Here is a 15,862-nt window from a genome sequence, read left to right on the forward strand (position 1 = left end):
AGCATGGGCGTGAGTATCAGTCTGTTGTCAGCGCTGGTCTATCGCGCTGCGTTTTTCACGAAGTCTTCTATGAAGTCTTCTGGCTGGACGTCTGGTTCGCCCGACATCCATCCGCCGCGCACATGACGACGGATCGCCCGGTCATTGGTCGCGACGGCCGCCGAATGCCAGAGATAGGCGTCGTGAAACAGCACATCGCCAGCCTCGCAATAGATGCCAATCTCTCCTGGCGCCTTCTCGAAGGCCAGCGGCATGTCGAACGGTGGCGGCTCGTCAGTGTAGCCACCTGTGGGCGCTGAGCCATCCGGAACGGGTACGTTGTTCGCGTTTTTGTAGGGCGCAGGCGTCGCCCATTTGTGGGAGCCCGGCACAACCCGAAGAAACCCGTTTTCGGGGCTGGTTGCATCGATGTTGATGGTGAAGGCCACCGATGGCCAGCAATCGCGATGCGGACCGCTCTGCCAGTCAGAATGCCAGCCGATGCGCCGATAGCCGGAGTTCCGTCCGCCCCGTGCATCCTGATAGACAACGCCGAACCGGGAATGCTCCCTGAGGTGACCATCCGGAACCCACTTCTCCATGAGTTCCTCGATGGCCGGATGAAGCACGGATGCACGCGTCGCCGGAGACACTTCGGTGATGTATTGGACGTAATTCGTGAAGCGAACCTCGCCATTCACGGCATCATCCAGCAGAACCGAATTGCCATAGCGGGCGGCCAGATCGCCCTCGATTACCTTGTTCTGTGCCGCGACGCATTCAGCCGTCAGCGCCTCGAGACCATCCTTGCTATAGAGCCCGCGAAGGATCGCGAATCCGTGCTCACGAAAGAATGCATCCAGCTCTTCCAGCTGATCGACGTGAAAAACGCCGATATCCGTATTCAGACTGACCGTTCCAACCATCGCGAAAACTCTGTTCAAAAAGTAAAGCCGAGGCCGCATCATTCGCTTGGTGTCCAAGGCTGTCGAGTCCCCGCCCCTCAAGGCGCGCAAGTTTGGTGCTTTTGCTGGAAATCGTCACAAGACTGGCTGAGACTGCCCAGCAATCGGTCTCAAACGACCTGTCCCGACCAATCACACAGTCGCCCTGCTCGACCGGGTCCCATTTCTCATGAAGCTGAGAATGCGAAAAGGCAAAGAGGGATAGGCGGGCGATGGACTACTCATTCGATAATCTGCGGAGCGTTTTTGGCTTTCTTTTATTGCTCGCCATCGCCTGGGCCTGGTCGAGTGGCCGAAACCGCATTCCGTACAGGACGGTCGCTATTGCGATCGGCCTGCAAGTTGGCTTCGCATTCATCATGTTCACTGTGCCTTTCCTTCGAACGGCCCTTCAGTCGATTGCGGCGGGGCTTGGCGTGTTGCTCCAGGCGACAGGTGAAGGCACGCGCTTCGCTTTCGGATACCTTGCAGGCGGTCCCGCCCCCTTCGACGAGGTGAATCCGGAAAACAATATGATCCTCGCGATCCAGATCCTGCCCCTGATGATCGTGGTGTCTGCCATCGCCGCCATATTGTGGCACTGGGGCATCCTCGAAAAGCTGTGCCAGGGGATCGGATTTGTGCTCCAGCGGACGCTTGGCCTTTCCGGCCCGCTTGGCCTCGGCACGGCGGCCAGCATCTTCCTCGGCATGGTCGAAGCGCCAATGATTGTCCGTCCCTATCTCGAGCGGATGTCGCGCGCCGACATCTTCCTTGTCATGACGGCAGCCATGGCGACGGTCGCCGGCACAGTCATGGCGCTCTACATTACCCTGCTCCAGGTCACGATTCCGGAAGCGGCATCGCACGTCATCGTCGCCTCCTTCATGGCAGCCCCGGCAGCGATTGCGATGGCGCGAATCATGCAGCCGCCCGAACCGGCTGACGACGCCATCCAGAAGGAGGTGCCACCGCCAAAACTGTACCAGTCGACAATGGACGCGTTCGCACGCGGCGTTCAGGACGGGGTGAACGTGTTCATCTTCGTCGTTGGGATGATTGTCGTAGCCGTCGCCCTGATCGCGCTGACTGACATCGCTCTTGCCGCCTGGATTCCCGACGTCGACGGCGGACCGGTGACAACAGGCCGACTGTTCGGTTGGCTACTCGCCCCCTTCATGTACCTTCTTGGCATTCCGTGGGAAGACTGCGTGGATGCCGGACGACTCATCGGGATCAAGATGGTTCTGAACGAGTTGCTCGCCTTCATCGACCTGTCAGCGATTGCAGAAGGTCAATTGGCGCCCCGGTCGCGCGTCATGTTGATCTATATGCTGTGCGGTTTCGCCAATTTTGGCGCTTTGGCCATCATGGTTGGCGGCCTGTCTGCCATGTGCCGAAGCCGCAGGCAGGACTTCCTGGACTTGGGGCTTAAAAGCATGTGGGCCGGCGTGATGGCGAACCTGCTCAACGGCACATTGCTTGGTATCTTCCTGACCTGACGCTTGCCGACTCGGTTATCTCTGCACCGCCGTTTGGCAAACCGGTTTAAGGTTTGGTTTCAGAATAAGGGACAGGCCAAGCGTCCACGGCGTTTATGGCCTTAATATTGACGGGCGATCACAAGCTTCAGGCAATCTGTTTACGCCGCATTAACCATTCCGCGAGATACCTAGTCTCGTCTTCTTTGGAGACACCCACCATCACCCAACGCCTCGGCGGGAGCTTGCCTCCCGCCGTTTTTTTTCACCTCGCTGCAAGAGGGCGTTTGACACAGGGCGCTGCTTTGGTATTGGAGCCGTCTCGCAAGTGATCCGCGATAGCTCAGTTGGTAGAGCAGGCGACTGTTAATCGCCCGGTCGTAGGTTCGAGTCCTACTCGCGGAGCCACTTTCACCCTTCCCTGACGATCAAGCCTTCAAGGTTGGCAGGCACGCACGCCGAGCACCGGAATCACCGTAGTCCACTGCTCTGTCGTGGTGATCGAGAGTTTTCCCGATTCGACGCGTTGTCCGCCGTCCAGCTGATCGCCTGGAACAACGCTCACGACAATCTGCTCGCCCGCCGGGCCAGCGAAACCTTGCTCGGTCAGAAACTGGCCAAAGATCTCGCCCGAATTGCGCGTCTGAACGACATTAACAGTCTCTGTTCCGAGTTTCATCGTGGCGGTGCCTGACTGTGCCTTCTCGAAAAAGATGAGCTGCGTCGCGTCTGTCTTGCTCCACAGGAAGAGCGCGCATTCTCTCGAGCCGAGTTGCTGAGGGCCGAGACCGCCTGTTGGCACGACATTGGTCGCGGGAATGAAGGATGAGGGCGCGCTTTGTACGGGCGCTGCCACGTCTGGCTTTTCACCCTGCGAAGAGCAGGCCGCCAGCGCCGCACAGGCGATGATTGCAAGGCTGAATGTCGTTCTCATGGCGTTACGCCTCCGCCGGCCTGGGTGGTTTGCTGATACGTCCACACGTCTCCAGACTTCGTAAAACCGCCACGCGCCAGAAGCGTCTCAATATCGTCGCTTTCTGTTTCAGCGGTCACATCAATCCGCGAATTTCCGTTGAGGTCGGCGATCGCTTTGAAGTCCAGCACGTCGCCATCCGGGCTGTCCCCATTCATCGCGATGTTGAAGGCGCCCTCTTCGCACGTGATCGTACCTGTGAGGGTGGAAAACTGCCGGCCAAATTGCTGGGCAGCACGGGTCAGCGCATCGGTCTGGACATTGCCGGAGGCGGACACGCACACATTATCGACGATTTCGACGCTGCCACCATTGATCCGCAGAATCCCGCCGATCGAACGAATTTCATTGGTCAGGCTTTCCAGAGCCGAGATGTTCTGCTCGACGCGCACGTCGCTCGCGGAGATATCACCTGACCCCTTCACCGTGACGACGCCAGCACCGCGGCCACCTGCCCCGCCCCACTGCACTTCCATTGTTGGCGACAGCGACAGCAACGACACTGGCCTCAATGCGACATCCACATCGCCAACCGGCTGGCCATTGATATAAACGCCGGACATTCGTCCGTCCCAGACCGTGCCTTCTGATTGCGTCCACTCAACGCCCATATCGTTGAGCGGCAGACGGGTCAGCACCATGCCGAGCGGCACCCGGCTCGCGGCAAACCAGACAAGGGCGCCGAGCACCACCAAGACAAGAATGAAACGGATCAAGTACCGGCACCTCCACTGAGTTCTATCGTGGCTCTAACGCGTCCATTGCCCGCTTGATCCACACTCATGCGCTCAATCCGCCCGCCGAGCTGAGTCTCGACGCTACTCATCCAGTAAAAAAGCTGGCGCGGATCGACCTGCTCGAAGACAAGCGAGAAACGACCCTCATCACTGCTTTGGAGGCGTGCGATTGAAAGACCCGCAGACTGCGCCTGCTGCGTGACCGCAGTCTTGAAGGCATCGGCATTCATGGCCGCATTCGATGAGACCGGGACAGCGGCGCTGGAGGCTGAGCGGGCCCGGATTGACGCGGCCAGGCGCTCGATGCGCGACAGCTCATCTGCCGCCGCCAGGCGATCAAGCCGCGCGGTGTCTCGCGCCGAGGAGATTGGCGACACCAGACCGTACCAGACAAACACGCAAAGAAGGAGCAGCCCTGCTGCACCGATCAGGCCTTTCTCGCGGCCGGAGAGCGTTTCCCACCAACCGCTCATGTTGCTGCCTCGATGTTGAATTCGCCCAGAACACGCGCGCCAGACTGACGGGCGGCACCAAGCGTGACAGACAGACCCATCCCTTCCAGTCGACTACCGATCTCATCGGCCTGCGCATAGTCATCGAATACGACCATCGCCGTCAGGCGTCCGGTATTCGCGTCATATCTGAGGGAGCGGACCTCGGTGTTCTCAACAGGCGCGACAGCTTCATATAGAGCGGCTGTGGCCGATGTCGGGCGCATCGAGGTTGCGGCTGAGCGCTGGCTCTGCTGCATGCTCTGAATTGCGGCGGTAGCGTTTCCATTGGCCTCGGGCGCAAAATTGCGAACGATCATATTGGTGCGCGAGCGCAGGTCTGCAGCCTGGGTCTCGAGCGCCTGAGTTTCCAGCCAGGCTCCCCCGAGCCACGCCACGCCGGCGATGCAAGCCAGCGATCCCGCCAGGCGCCAGCGTTCAAACCCTTTGAGATCCATCGAACGGCGCACAGCGAAATCACCCTGCCTCAGCGAGACATGCGCGGACGGCGTTTTGGAGTTGTACCACTCAGCCAGCTGCGCGAGCGCGGCTTCGGGGCCGTCCAGCGGCTCGACCCGGGCCGCCGAGTCCAATCGGCGCGCGAGCGCTGTGCCGTAAACCGTGTCGATGCTGTCTGGTGCGATCGACCGCACCAGATCGTCCGACGCGTCGCTGTCACAGGCGAACGTCGTGGCGTCACTTCGGAAAAGAAGCTCGTCACCAATATCCACGACGACATTCCCGCCGGGCAGCAGAGCATGCACGCAAACGAGGTCAGCTTCCGGCACGCCGAGCGCGTTCAGATAGCCCAGCCACCGCTGCATGTCGTCCAGGGACGCAACATGGACGTCTCGGGTGGGCCCTTCGCCCGCAGGCCCAAGGGCGACGTGCAGCGCTTCAACGGGCTGGGCGAGATCATCCTCTATGGCGAAGAGAGCCGTGCGCCGCGCTTCTGCCGGTTTGCGCGCAACAATTTCGGCCCGGTGGGCTGTGACCGATGTGCCGGGCACCAGCGCCACTGCAGACTCGCCGTTCCCAAACCGCCCCTCCGGCCTTTCTTCACTGCAGTGCCATTCGCCCGATGCCCGCCATGCAAAAAGCGGACGCCCCGACGGCAGTTTCGGCAAGCGGATGAAAAGATCAGCCACGACTATCCTTTGCGCTCACGGCGAACAGTAAGCGTGCGGCCTTCGTCCACCGCAAACAACAAGTCAAATACCCGCCGTGTCCCGCGATACTCGATCGCCGCCCGCACGTCGATATAGGTGGATGTTCTCCCGAGCATATCTGCGCGTATCAGTTCTGGCGAGATCTCAGCGACGTCCGGAAGGCCAATGAACTCGTCGAGTGAACTCCATCCTCCCTGTGGGCGCTGAAAGACAAGATCGCGCGCGCGATCGACAGGAAGTGCACCTGACAGGGCCAGAGACAAAAGTGGGGCCTGGGCCTCAGTTATCGTATTGATATTGAAAGGCGGCTGCGTCTCCTCAGGCAGCGCGCAGATGAACGGCTCCATGGCATCAAGCGTGTCGGCGCTGAAATGCCGAACCGACAGAAGCTCGGACACATCCGCCAGCTTCTGTCCTGACGTTCGGTAATTCATAGTGGGACTGGAATAATAGCTGTCTTCAGCGCCATTAAGCCCTGGAGACTGGTCTGCATCGATCCAGTCCACAATGCTCGCGACCAGGCCTTCACCATCCACCGTGTCGAGCCCCGCTAATTCGATGAGTGCCAGGAGGTCGGTTGCCGGCGAATGGATTTGAGCTGCGGATCCGACAGTCCGGTCGTTCGAAGCCTGATGACCGGTGAGACTGTTCAGATTGAAGCAATTACTCGCATCACGGGCTGTGAGGGTGATCAGTCCACCCTCCGCCTCAAAAGTCAGCGGGGTATTTAGCCCTTCAATACTGTCAGACAGTGCGCCCGCCGTCGCGATCATGACGTCGTTGACGACCAGGCGCGCATATTCTTCAGCCGCATATGACAACCAGTCCGCCTGCGTGCTGGCATCAAGCGATTTTGCCCGGTTCGTACTCGACAAGACGGCGGTCGAAAGAGTGACGGCCACAACAGACATGGCGGCAACGATCATCAAAGTGGTGACGAGAGCCACCCCCCGTTCATTCTGTCGGGAATGCTGGCTCATGACGGCAACCCTCCGACAAGGCCGCTGATCGTGAGCACGCGGCCATCCTCCAGCGCGATACGCATATCGATCAGATCCGGTAGAACATTGTCGGGCGGCGCAATACGTCCTTCCCAATAGGCAGACGGCTGGCCATTTCGCCAGAAGACCAGGTCCACCGTTTCAACATGATCGAGCAGCACGCGGCGGGCGACATTGGTATTCGGGGTCGGGTCGGGGCGAAGGTAGGCTGCCCGCACCAGTTCGCCGTCTTCTGTCAGTTCGTAGCGGATGGTCTGTAGTCCGCTGCGGGGGATGACACGATTAGGATTGATCCAGCCATTGCGCACAAATCTCAGAAGCGCATCAGTCTGGTTGGTGCGCCCGCCGACAAGACTTACCGGTTCACCAAACCCGTCTTCAGGGATAGACCCGCGCGCCACCATGGCTTCGAGGTCATCTCGAATGAAGGCCTGCGCGATGTCCAATGTGCGGATCACGGCTTCACGGTCTCTGACCTGCTTGCCCGCTTGTGTGGCCCGCAACAACAAATTGCCGCCCGCCACCGCAAGAATGGACAGGATAAACAGGGCCACGAGCGTTTCGGTGAGGGTGAAACCGGACTGGCTGGATGCCTGGTGCGTCATGGCTCGACCGCCCTTAATGTTGCCAATCGGGCCAACACCTGCTCGCGGTCGGATTCGCGCACCTGCACTTCAAGACGCAGGAGGTCTTCACGCTCGGTGGGAAGGATGGTGAGTGACCAGTCGTATTCGCGGCCAAGCTGTTCTTCTCGTCCATTCTCCTGACCAACCACGAGAGGCGCATTGTCAGCCATCGCCCGCGCGAGAACGTTCTCGGCGGTGGTCCGCGCCAGCAGCCGGGACTCCAGACGCGCAGTATTGACGACAGCATCTGACGACAGCTGCATGAGCGGCACCGCCGCCAGCGACAGGACGCCCAGAGCGGCGACCGTCTCAACGAGGCTGAAGCCCCGCTCCGCCTGATGAGCGCGCCTAGCTTTCATTGGCTTCCACCAGGTCGCCATCTTCGGTGAGCTTCAGCGCAAAGGTGAGCGGCCCGGCGCGAAGGTCGAGCCGCACCGGTTCTGTCACACCGAGGGGGTTGAAGACGATGACGGACGGACCATCACTGCTGCGCCGAGCGCCGCGCTCGCGAACAATCTCGAGTTCAGCATTGGGTGGCAGGTCAAACCCCGCTCTGCCTGTCGGCTGCCATTCCGTTCCTGTCCAGCTGACGATGGAGACCCGGTCATCGTGGATCGATACGCCCAGGACCTCACCGGTCAGGATTGAACGATCACGGATCGCGCTGATTGTTTGCTGCACCTCGGCAAGCGTTTTTTCGTATGGATCTTCGCGCTCAGGCAGTGTCAGCACAGCCACGCCGGTAATCAGGCTCATGATAAATACCACGAGCAACACTTCGACCAGCGTAAACCCGGTCTCGCAGCGGTATGCGGGCGCGTGTTTCAAACCCTAGTTCCAGTTACCGATGTCGGCATTCTCTTCCTCGCCGCCATCCTGACCGTCCGCGCCAAGCGAGTATAGATCATACGCCTTGTCTGATTTCTCAGCAGGGCGCTGGTAGACAAATGGACGACCCCATGGGTCGAGCGGCAGCTTCTGAATGTAACCGCCCTTGCGGTACGTGCCTGCGGAATTGGCACCGGCCGGTTCAGTCACCAGCGCCTCAAGGCCCTGTTGTTCTGTCGGATAGTCATACATGTCGAGGCTATACTGCTCGAGCGCGTTGGTCAGGGCCGCAACATTCGTGCGCGCCGTCTTTACCTGCGCATCAGTACGGGCACCCAGGACATTGAACAGGACGACTGTCGACAGCAGGCCGATGATGAAGATCACGACCATGATCTCGGTCAGGGTGAAGCCGGCCTGCTTCGATGGTTTGCGCTTCTTTTTCTGGGTCATTCGACGCCTCCTCTTCTAGCCAATGGCCAGCGTATTGATCTGTAGAATGGGTAGCATGATCGATAGCACGATCAGCGCGACAATACCTGCCAGGAACACAATCATCAGCGGCTCGAGCAGGCCGAGCGCGACGGTGGTGGCATTGTCGAATTCGTCTTCGAGATAGTCGGCTGCCCGCCCCATCATGCCGGCGAGGTCGCCGCCGCGCTCGCCGCTGGCGACCATATGGATCAGCATTGGCGGGAAAACCTGTTCGGTCCGCATCGCACGCGCAAGTGTGGAGCCTTCCTCCACCCGGCGACGGACACTCGAAACGGCCTTGCGGAAGACGGCATTCGACATGGAATTTCGCGCAGCGCCAAGGCACTCGGGAACCGGTGCACCGCTGGCGGACAATGTCGCGAATGTCCGCGCGAAGGCTGCTGATGAGACGCCGCGTGAAAGCTTGCCGACAACAGGCAGGGACAGGATGAAGCGATCACGCATTTCGGCCACGGCGGGCACCTGGAACAGGCGCCTGGCGCCCCAACCGGCGGCGATGATCACCAGGATCAGAACAATGCCCCAGCGTCGCAAGAAGGCTGAAATTGCGATCACGGCCTCCGTCAGCCATGGCAGGTCCTGGCCGAGCGTGTCGAATTGCTCAACGATGGCGGGGACCACGAAGACCATGAGCAGCGTCACCACGACCAGCGCGATGACGCTCAGCACGATCGGGTAAATCAGCGCCGAGAGGATCTTGTTCTTCATCTTGCGTGATTTTTCGAGGTGCGTGGCAAGACGCTCCAGCACTTCGTCGAGCTTGCTCGAGGCCTGTCCAGACGAGACCACGGCGCGATAGAAAGCCGGAAAGGCTTTCGGGGCACCATTCAAGGCCTCAGAGACCGAATAGCCATCCGTAATCGATGAACGAACGCCCATGAACACTTTGCGGGTCGCCGGCTTTTCCGCTTCGGCGGCAACTGAACCGATGGCTTCCTCAACCGGCGTGCCTGCCTTGACCAGAAGGGCGAGTTGGCGCGTCGCGACGACAAGATCACCGCCCGACAAGCGCTGATCATGTCCGGTCACGCCGTCTTTGGCTTTGGCCTTGCGACTTTCGCTGACATCGAGCGGCGAGAGCTGGCGCAAGCGCAGCTCTTTGCGTGCCGCACGCGCTGAGTCGGCGGTTATGACGCCGGACGTGCGCTTTCCATCCGCGCCGATGGCCTGATAATCATAGACCGCCACTGCGCTCATCCTCCTTGCGGCAGACGCGCAACACCTCTTCGACGCTCGTCTCCCCTGCGGTCACGTAACGCCGAGCATTGCGGAACAGGCTGTCATGACCTGCAAAGGCGTGGCGCTCCAGAGCATCTTCGGACGCATCGTCGCGAATGAGCTGACGCAAGTCCTGATCGACGAGGAGAAGTTCATAAACGCCGAGACGGCCTTCATAGCCGGTTTGCGAGCAGCTCATACATCCGGCTGGCCGAAAGAAGGTATGAGCTTCATGTTCCGGTATGCCGAACATCGCCTTCTCATCAGCGGTCGCTTCGTGCGGGGAACGGCAATGGTGGCACAACCGACGCACCAGACGCTGGGCAAGCACGGCGCGCATGGTTGCCGCCAGAACGTAAGGCTCGATCCCCATATCCCTCAGGCGCTGGATCGCGCCCGCCGCACTGTTGGTATGCACCGTGGACAGCACTGGGCGGCCAGTTGACGCGAACTCAAACGCGACTTTTGCTGTCTCCAGATCGCGGATCTCACCGACCATGACGACATCAGGATCGTGGCGGAGAATAGCCCGGAGCGTCGCCGCGAAGGTCAAACCGACCTTATGATGCATCTGCGTCTGGCTAATGCCTTCCAGGCCATACTCGATTGGATCTTCAAGCGTCATGACATTGCGCTGACCATTGTTCAGCACAGAGAGCGCTGAATAGAGCGTCGTCGTCTTGCCGGAGCCGGTTGGCCCCGTGACGAGCGTAATGCCGTTGGGTTGAGCGAGAACGGATCGGAAGCGCGTCAGCGTCTCTTCATCCATGCCGAGCTCATTGAGGCTCAGCAAGGCGTTGCGCGTATCCAGCAGCCTCATAGTGACACGTTCGCCGTACCGGGATGGCAAAGTCGAAACGCGGACATCGATCGAGCGCCCGCCAATCGACAGAGAGATACGCCCGTCCTGCGGAATGCGTTTTTCGGCGATATCGAGCCGCGCCATGACCTTGACGCGGCTGGTGAGCGGCGCTGCCAACCGGCGGGTTGGCGTCAGGACTTCCTGCAACACGCCATCGATCCGGTAACGAACCGACAGATTGTCCTCATGCGGCTCGATGTGGATATCGGACGCCCTGCGTTTCACCGCTTCATAGATCAAACCATTGATCAGCCGGACCACGGGCGCGTCATCGTCCCCGTCAAGAAGGTCGGCCGTTTGCGGAATATCGTCGATAAGCGAGTGAAGATCGCCCTGCCCGTCCATGGCCGCTTCGGTTTCGCCGCCATCGACCGCGCTGCGCGCGTAGTGTTCGGAAAGTTCGCGCTCAAAACGCTGAGCATCAAGATGCTGGAAGCGGAGCGGCCGTCCCAGGGCGCGGCGGGCTTCGATGATGGATTGAGGAGCGGCACCCGCGCGCACGCCGAGCTCAATCGTCTCTTCGTCGTCAGACAACACCACGAGGCCTTTGTCGCGGGCAAAGGCGTATGTCAGTGTGCGATGTCCGGCGATTTCACTCATACACAATTGGCCTGGCTATGATTGGCGCTTACTCGGACGGCTCCGTGACAGGAACGGGCCCCGTCAGGACTTCGCCCAGAAATTCATCCATGCCAACGCCGACCCTGTTGTCGCGCAGCAAGTCCTGAGCGCGCAGATAGTTGTAACTACGCGCCGTCACGCGAGATGCATCGTCACGATCCCTGACAATCGTTGGCTTGATGAAGATCATCAGATTGGTTCGCGTATTCGCCCGCCCTTCGGACTTGAACAGATTACCCGCCACCGGGATATCTGCCAGCAGCGGAACTTTTGAATTCACTTTCGAATCTGTCTGCTCAATCAAGCCGCCAAGAACGATGATCTCGCCGTCATCGGCCAGCAGGCTGGTCGAGAACTCGCGCGTGTTCAAGATGAGGTCCGGAGACGATCCACCAATAAAATCGGCCACATTGGACACCTCCTGATAGATATCGAGGCGGATGGTGTCGTCGGAGGAGATGCGCGGTGTCACCTCGAGCTTCACGCCGACCTGTTTGCGCTGAACCGTCCGGAACGGGTTGGAATTGGCGTCGCCCAGCACTTCGCCAGAAGTCAGCGGAACATCCTGGCCGACAAGCAAGGATGACGTTCCATTGTCCAGCGTCATGTTGAAAGGTTTGGAAAGGACGCGGGAATTAGTGTCCTGTTCGACCGCGTTGATGATGGCACCAAACAGCGTGTCTCCATCCTGGCCGCCAATGCCAAGCAGCGAACCGTTCACACCCAGAAGCGAGCTGATCGCAGCGTTGGTGAAAGGGCTACCATTAGAGCCGCCGGGCAGGTCACCATCGGTCAGGATGGCGCCGGCCAGCGCCAGCAGATTGGGGGCCGAACGGGTGAAGTTGGTGCTGGCAAATGGTGTCGTGGAATCGCCCGTACCAGACAGCAGGAACTGAACGCCAAGCTCTCGGGCCGTGTCGTCGGACATTTCGACAATAATCGCTTCGACCAGCACCTGCGCGCGGCGCTTATCGAGCGCTTCGACCACTCGCTCCATCGCCAGAAGTGTGTCCGGAGTTGCACTGATGATCAGAGAATTCGACTCCGGGTGATGCGCGATTGTCGCGGTCGGCACGCCGCCCTCCGCCGGTCCGCGCTGCTCAGCCATCGTCGCAGCGATCTTCTCGAGAATCGGGACGATCTCTTCGGCATTGGAATTGTTGAGCTCGATCACCCGCAGATTGTCCCGGGTCGGCTCAGCCTGGTCCAGCTCCTGGGCGATCTGGATCGACCGGGCCACCATGGTGGCGTCTCCGCGGACGATAATGGAATTGCTCGTTGGCGACGAAGAGACTTCGAAATTCTTGACGGCCTCTCCATCTCGCGTGCCGAGCAGACTCTTGAGGATTTCCGCCATCTCCTTGGACGGCACGCTTTTCAGGGCGAGGGACTGAACTTCGGTCCGGTCATCCGCGTCCAGCTGGTCAACGATACTACGAATGCGGGGCATATTGGACGCGTAATCCACCACCACGACGGAGTTCGACCGCGTATTGGCCACCACCTGACCTTGCGCATCGACGATTGGTTTAATCATCTGAGCGGCCTCGACCGCACCGAATGTGTCGAACCTGAAAACCTCAGTGATAAAAGTATTCGGCCCAGCGTTCACCGTTCCCGCTTCTCCTACAGCCAGCTGCTCTGGCACCACGCGGTAGACGCCCTTGCCTGCCGGAATGGCAGCGAAGCCGTGAACACGAAGCGTCGACAGGAAAACCTGAAACACCTCCTCCGTCGTCATGGGTGACTGAGACAATACCGTCACGCGCGTGCGCGCGACATCGGGGTGAAGGATAAACGTATAGCCTGTGATGATGGAGACATCGTCGATCAGCGCTGTGATCTCCACGTCGTCCAGACTGAGCACATGGCGCGCGGCCTGCGGCGACTGCATTTCGGCTGTAGCGAATGGTGCAGACAGGGCAGCGACGGCGCAAGCGGTGAGGAGCGTCTTCATGTGTGTCTCAATCAATCTCAAAGTTGATATCCAGCGAGCGGCGTTCGCCATTCCGGATAATAGTCACATTAACCCGAGGTGTATTCAGAAAACGGCTTGTCAGCGCAGCCGGGTCAAGCTGGCTGAGATCGGAGCCATTGATCTCGACCAATCGGTCGCCAGGCTGGAGCCCGGCCGACTGCATCAAGGAGGCGTCGCCGCGCGGGCGCAGGACAAACCCGCTGATCTGACCGGACGAGCCGGTCTCGGGCACAGCGTCGATGCCAGCCATAAGGGTCGCTGCTCTTACACCCGGTGTATAATTCGCCGGAGCGTCTGTCCTGACGCGGTTAGCCTCGGATCGCGTGGTCGATCCATCCCCGATCACCGACAGCCCGGAATCGCGACCGCTGCGCATCAGGGTTTCTTCAGCGCCATTGCGGGAGATGATCACACGATCTGAAAGGATACGTTCCAGGACCACGCCGTTGATAATGTCATCGCCGAGCTCGTATCGCGTCGTCTCGCCGTTCGGCGTCACGATCGTCGCCGACCCGCCAGCGTCTCCGGTCGACATGAACAGCGCCACCAGCTTCAGGTTCAATTGTGTTTCAGGCGCATCCGGGACAATCTCAATGGCTGCGCCTGTGGCTTCAAACGGGTTGGTCGTCATCAGCAGGCTGAGATCTGCGCGCGCCGCGCTATCAGCGGACTGCCCAATCGGGGATGGCAGCGGACGCGGTTGCAATGGCGAAACAGCAGGCCCGGGCGCCAAGATGAGCCAGGTGATCTTTGCAACAAGATAAGCAATGGCAATGAGAAGCAAAAACTCCATAGCGACGCGCGCGGCTTCAAGGAAGCGCGGCATCCACTGTGGCAGCGTCAATTTTCCCTCTGTCACCATCACCACTTTCGCGGTCTCATCAGAACGCGCACAATCGCGCCCCGCTGTACCGGCTTATCATTCCACTCCCAACAGATACGACCGCAGCGCGCTATCGGGTGCTCCCCAATGTCTGGAATAGCATTTGTTCAAAAGTGTAACAGGCTTAAAGCCCGTTCTCGCCTCTTTATGCGAAGTCGATGACGTTTTTCTGACAGGCGCTGCAGACAGCAATGGAAGGAAAATGTGGTGCCGGCACCAGGACTTGAACCCGGGACCCCCTGATTACAAATCAGGTGCTCTACCAGCTGAGCTATACCGGCCGACGTCTGCCCTTTAGTCTGTCAAAAGCGGCAGGGCAAGATTCCTTTGTAAGATCACCTGTTCGCCACAAAGTTCAACTTTTTGGGCACCTTTTTGCCAAAGCTGCGTTGTTTCATCACTGTGCAAGAAGGAGCACTAGAGATGAAGAAGACGATTTTTGCTACTGCCACCGCCATGGCCTGCCTGGTCGCCCCTGCTTTCGCAGATGATGCGCTGCCAGCGCCGCCAACCGAACCCTATTACGCCCCTGAAGTGCGCACCTGCGACACTGTCGAACTCGATGTCTATTTCGAGCCAGGCACTGCCGAGTTGACCAGCTTTGCCCGCGACGCCATTCGCGAAGTGCGTGAACAGATGTCAGGCTGCGCCGTCCTCAATATCGACGCGACGTCGAAGGCTGGCGATGCAACCACCGAGGCGACGAAACTGTCGCTCGCTGAAGCCCGCCGCATGACCGTCATGAGCGAACTTCGCGCACACGGCATCCAATCGGCCAAGACCAATCTGAAAACTGACGTGTCGGCTGAAGCCTCGAACGCCGTCATGGCGCGCGATGTGAAACTCAAAATGGACACTGAAGTCGCCGTCGTCGGCTAGACTTCTGCACAGTCCAGAGTTCCGAACCCCGAACGGCTCATGCCATTCGGGGTTCATTCATATTGATCGTGCATATTGAGGCTTAGTTTGCATGAAAGTCGCCACACGGGAGCATTGTCATGTCCTTCACGCCTCCATTCAGCCGGACCGCATTTGTCCTAATTTTGCTGGCAGCACCCGCCATGATGGCTGCGGCACAAGGCGACAAGCGAATTGAAACAAAAGACGAAGTGCAATTGGCAAAACCAGGCATGTCCAAAGTAGAGACGGGAAAGACGTCGGCTATCGTTTCCGATCAGAGCAAGTTAGCCGATCCAGCCAAACGCACTCTCGTGACGCCCTCCCAAAAAGGGAAGCTGAAAACTCCCGACCAATCCAAACTAACAAAACCTGGCAAGAGCAATTTGGCCGTCACAGGCGGCAAAGTCACATTTGAGGATCAGACGGAGTTTAGCGAGTCGCGCTCTTCTCAAGGATTTTCCACGTCCGACCGATCCGTTTTGGCGACGGAAAACAGCCGCGTCGGTGTGACAGGCGGCGCGTTCAGTGCCTCCGATTCATCCGAGGTGTCGACCAGCGACCAGAGTACAATCGGCGTCGAGGACGAGTGAGGCGCTTGCGGCTGCGAGGATTGAAACTCCTGATTGCCTGAACGCTGCTAGCCCGTTTGATTTTCAAATTGCGGCGCAATGAGTTG

17 protein-coding genes and 2 tRNA genes are annotated in these 15,862 nt (G+C 59.4%); 4 read left to right on the forward strand and 15 right to left on the reverse strand.

Going from position 1 to position 15,862, the window contains the following annotated elements:
- Positions 1–38: 38 nt before the first annotated feature.
- Positions 39–905 (reverse strand): phytanoyl-CoA dioxygenase family protein, encoded by an 867-nt coding sequence (locus tag WNY37_RS12165; RefSeq protein WP_342973656.1) that lies wholly within the window; start codon positions 903–905, stop codon positions 39–41.
- A gap of 251 nt (positions 906–1,156) precedes the next feature.
- Here WNY37_RS12165 and WNY37_RS12170 point away from each other — a divergent pair, with 251 nt between their 5' ends.
- Together WNY37_RS12170 and WNY37_RS12175 are read left to right on the forward strand one after the other, a co-directional pair.
- Entirely contained in the window at positions 1,157–2,425 is a 1,269-nt protein-coding gene (locus WNY37_RS12170) for a nucleoside transporter C-terminal domain-containing protein (protein WP_342973657.1), read from the forward strand.
- A gap of 311 nt (positions 2,426–2,736) precedes the next feature.
- Positions 2,737–2,812 (forward strand) — tRNA-Asn (locus WNY37_RS12175).
- 28 nt (positions 2,813–2,840) lie between these two features.
- Here the strand turns inward: WNY37_RS12175 and WNY37_RS12180 are convergent.
- The 14 genes from WNY37_RS12180 to WNY37_RS12245 all read right to left on the reverse strand — a co-directional run bounded on the left by WNY37_RS12180 (position 2,841) and on the right by WNY37_RS12245 (position 14,567).
- Complete coding sequence (locus WNY37_RS12180) at positions 2,841–3,338, reverse strand: hypothetical protein (RefSeq protein WP_342973658.1); 498 nt, start codon at positions 3,336–3,338, stop codon at positions 2,841–2,843.
- The gene (gspN, locus tag WNY37_RS12185; RefSeq protein ID WP_342973659.1) at positions 3,335–4,093 is read right to left on the reverse strand and encodes a type II secretion system protein N; all 759 of its coding nucleotides are present in this window, start codon (positions 4,091–4,093) and stop codon (positions 3,335–3,337) included. The genes WNY37_RS12180 and gspN overlap by 4 nt, the downstream gene beginning before the upstream one ends.
- On the reverse strand, positions 4,090–4,587 hold the full coding sequence (gene gspM / locus WNY37_RS12190; RefSeq protein WP_342973660.1) for a type II secretion system protein GspM: 498 nt from the start codon (positions 4,585–4,587) through the stop codon (positions 4,090–4,092). The genes gspN and gspM overlap by 4 nt, the downstream gene beginning before the upstream one ends.
- Positions 4,584–5,753, reverse strand: a complete 1,170-nt coding sequence (gspL, locus tag WNY37_RS12195) for a type II secretion system protein GspL (protein WP_342973661.1) — start codon at positions 5,751–5,753, stop codon at positions 4,584–4,586. The genes gspM and gspL overlap by 4 nt, the downstream gene beginning before the upstream one ends.
- A 2-nt stretch (positions 5,754–5,755) precedes the next feature.
- Positions 5,756–6,754 (reverse strand): type II secretion system minor pseudopilin GspK, encoded by a 999-nt coding sequence (gene gspK / locus WNY37_RS12200; RefSeq protein WP_342973662.1) that lies wholly within the window; start codon positions 6,752–6,754, stop codon positions 5,756–5,758.
- Positions 6,751–7,380 carry a type II secretion system minor pseudopilin GspJ gene (gene gspJ / locus WNY37_RS12205; RefSeq protein ID WP_342973663.1) on the reverse strand — a complete coding sequence of 210 codons (630 nt, stop codon included), beginning with the start codon at positions 7,378–7,380 and terminating at the stop codon, positions 6,751–6,753. Before gspJ ends, gspK begins: the two co-directional genes overlap by 4 nt.
- Positions 7,377–7,760: a type II secretion system minor pseudopilin GspI gene (gspI, locus tag WNY37_RS12210; RefSeq protein ID WP_342973664.1), complete on the reverse strand. Its 384-nt coding sequence runs from the start codon at positions 7,758–7,760 to the stop codon at positions 7,377–7,379. The genes gspJ and gspI overlap by 4 nt, the downstream gene beginning before the upstream one ends.
- Entirely contained in the window at positions 7,750–8,229 is a 480-nt protein-coding gene (locus WNY37_RS12215; RefSeq protein WP_342973665.1) for a prepilin-type N-terminal cleavage/methylation domain-containing protein, read from the reverse strand. Before WNY37_RS12215 ends, gspI begins: the two co-directional genes overlap by 11 nt.
- A gap of 3 nt (positions 8,230–8,232) precedes the next feature.
- The gene (gene gspG / locus WNY37_RS12220) at positions 8,233–8,682 is read right to left on the reverse strand and encodes a type II secretion system major pseudopilin GspG (RefSeq protein ID WP_342973666.1); all 450 of its coding nucleotides are present in this window, start codon (positions 8,680–8,682) and stop codon (positions 8,233–8,235) included.
- 15 nt (positions 8,683–8,697) lie between these two features.
- Complete coding sequence (gene gspF, locus WNY37_RS12225; RefSeq protein ID WP_342973667.1) at positions 8,698–9,921, reverse strand: type II secretion system inner membrane protein GspF; 1,224 nt, start codon at positions 9,919–9,921, stop codon at positions 8,698–8,700.
- Complete coding sequence (gene gspE, locus WNY37_RS12230) at positions 9,899–11,404, reverse strand: type II secretion system ATPase GspE (RefSeq protein WP_342973668.1); 1,506 nt, start codon at positions 11,402–11,404, stop codon at positions 9,899–9,901. Before gspE ends, gspF begins: the two co-directional genes overlap by 23 nt.
- A gap of 28 nt (positions 11,405–11,432) precedes the next feature.
- Positions 11,433–13,382 (reverse strand): type II secretion system secretin GspD, encoded by a 1,950-nt coding sequence (gspD, locus tag WNY37_RS12235; protein ID WP_342973669.1) that lies wholly within the window; start codon positions 13,380–13,382, stop codon positions 11,433–11,435.
- 7 nt (positions 13,383–13,389) lie between these two features.
- On the reverse strand, positions 13,390–14,247 hold the full coding sequence (locus WNY37_RS12240) for a type II secretion system protein N (protein ID WP_342973670.1): 858 nt from the start codon (positions 14,245–14,247) through the stop codon (positions 13,390–13,392).
- A 244-nt stretch (positions 14,248–14,491) separates the two neighbouring features.
- Positions 14,492–14,567: transfer RNA gene (locus tag WNY37_RS12245), tRNA-Thr, on the reverse strand.
- 142 nt (positions 14,568–14,709) lie between these two features.
- Between WNY37_RS12245 and WNY37_RS12250 the strand changes: the two genes are divergently transcribed.
- Both WNY37_RS12250 and WNY37_RS12255 read left to right on the forward strand, forming a co-directional pair.
- Complete coding sequence (locus tag WNY37_RS12250) at positions 14,710–15,165, forward strand: hypothetical protein (RefSeq protein ID WP_342973671.1); 456 nt, start codon at positions 14,710–14,712, stop codon at positions 15,163–15,165.
- A 119-nt stretch (positions 15,166–15,284) separates the two neighbouring features.
- Positions 15,285–15,776, forward strand: coding sequence for a hypothetical protein (locus WNY37_RS12255; protein ID WP_342973672.1), 492 nt, complete (start codon positions 15,285–15,287; stop codon positions 15,774–15,776).
- The last annotated feature ends 86 nt before the right edge of the window (positions 15,777–15,862 follow it).

Origin of the sequence: Henriciella sp. AS95 (assembly GCF_038900055.1) — a bacterium.
GTDB lineage: Bacteria > Pseudomonadota > Alphaproteobacteria > Caulobacterales > Hyphomonadaceae > Henriciella.

Bases quoted from the DNA above. Each gene is read 5' to 3' on its own strand.
- gspG (WP_342973666.1), bottom strand. From the start codon at position 8,682: ATGACCCAGAAAAAGAAGCGCAAACCATCGAAGCAGGCCGGCTTCACC.
- WNY37_RS12250 (WP_342973671.1), top strand. From the start codon at position 14,710: ATGAAGAAGACGATTTTTGCTACTGCCACCGCCATGGCCTGCCTGGTC.
- WNY37_RS12165 (WP_342973656.1), bottom strand. From the start codon at position 905: ATGGTTGGAACGGTCAGTCTGAATACGGATATCGGCGTTTTTCACGTC.
- gspF (WP_342973667.1), bottom strand. From the start codon at position 9,921: ATGAGCGCAGTGGCGGTCTATGATTATCAGGCCATCGGCGCGGATGGA.
- gspJ (WP_342973663.1), bottom strand. From the start codon at position 7,380: ATGACGCACCAGGCATCCAGCCAGTCCGGTTTCACCCTCACCGAAACG.
- WNY37_RS12255 (WP_342973672.1), top strand. From the start codon at position 15,285: ATGTCCTTCACGCCTCCATTCAGCCGGACCGCATTTGTCCTAATTTTG.
- gspD (WP_342973669.1), bottom strand. From the start codon at position 13,382: ATGAAGACGCTCCTCACCGCTTGCGCCGTCGCTGCCCTGTCTGCACCA.
- gspM (WP_342973660.1), bottom strand. From the start codon at position 4,587: ATGAGCGGTTGGTGGGAAACGCTCTCCGGCCGCGAGAAAGGCCTGATC.
- gspK (WP_342973662.1), bottom strand. From the start codon at position 6,754: ATGAGCCAGCATTCCCGACAGAATGAACGGGGGGTGGCTCTCGTCACC.
- gspE (WP_342973668.1), bottom strand. From the start codon at position 11,404: ATGAGTGAAATCGCCGGACATCGCACACTGACATACGCCTTTGCCCGC.
- gspI (WP_342973664.1), bottom strand. From the start codon at position 7,760: ATGAAAGCTAGGCGCGCTCATCAGGCGGAGCGGGGCTTCAGCCTCGTT.
- WNY37_RS12180 (WP_342973658.1), bottom strand. From the start codon at position 3,338: ATGAGAACGACATTCAGCCTTGCAATCATCGCCTGTGCGGCGCTGGCG.
- WNY37_RS12170 (WP_342973657.1), top strand. From the start codon at position 1,157: ATGGACTACTCATTCGATAATCTGCGGAGCGTTTTTGGCTTTCTTTTA.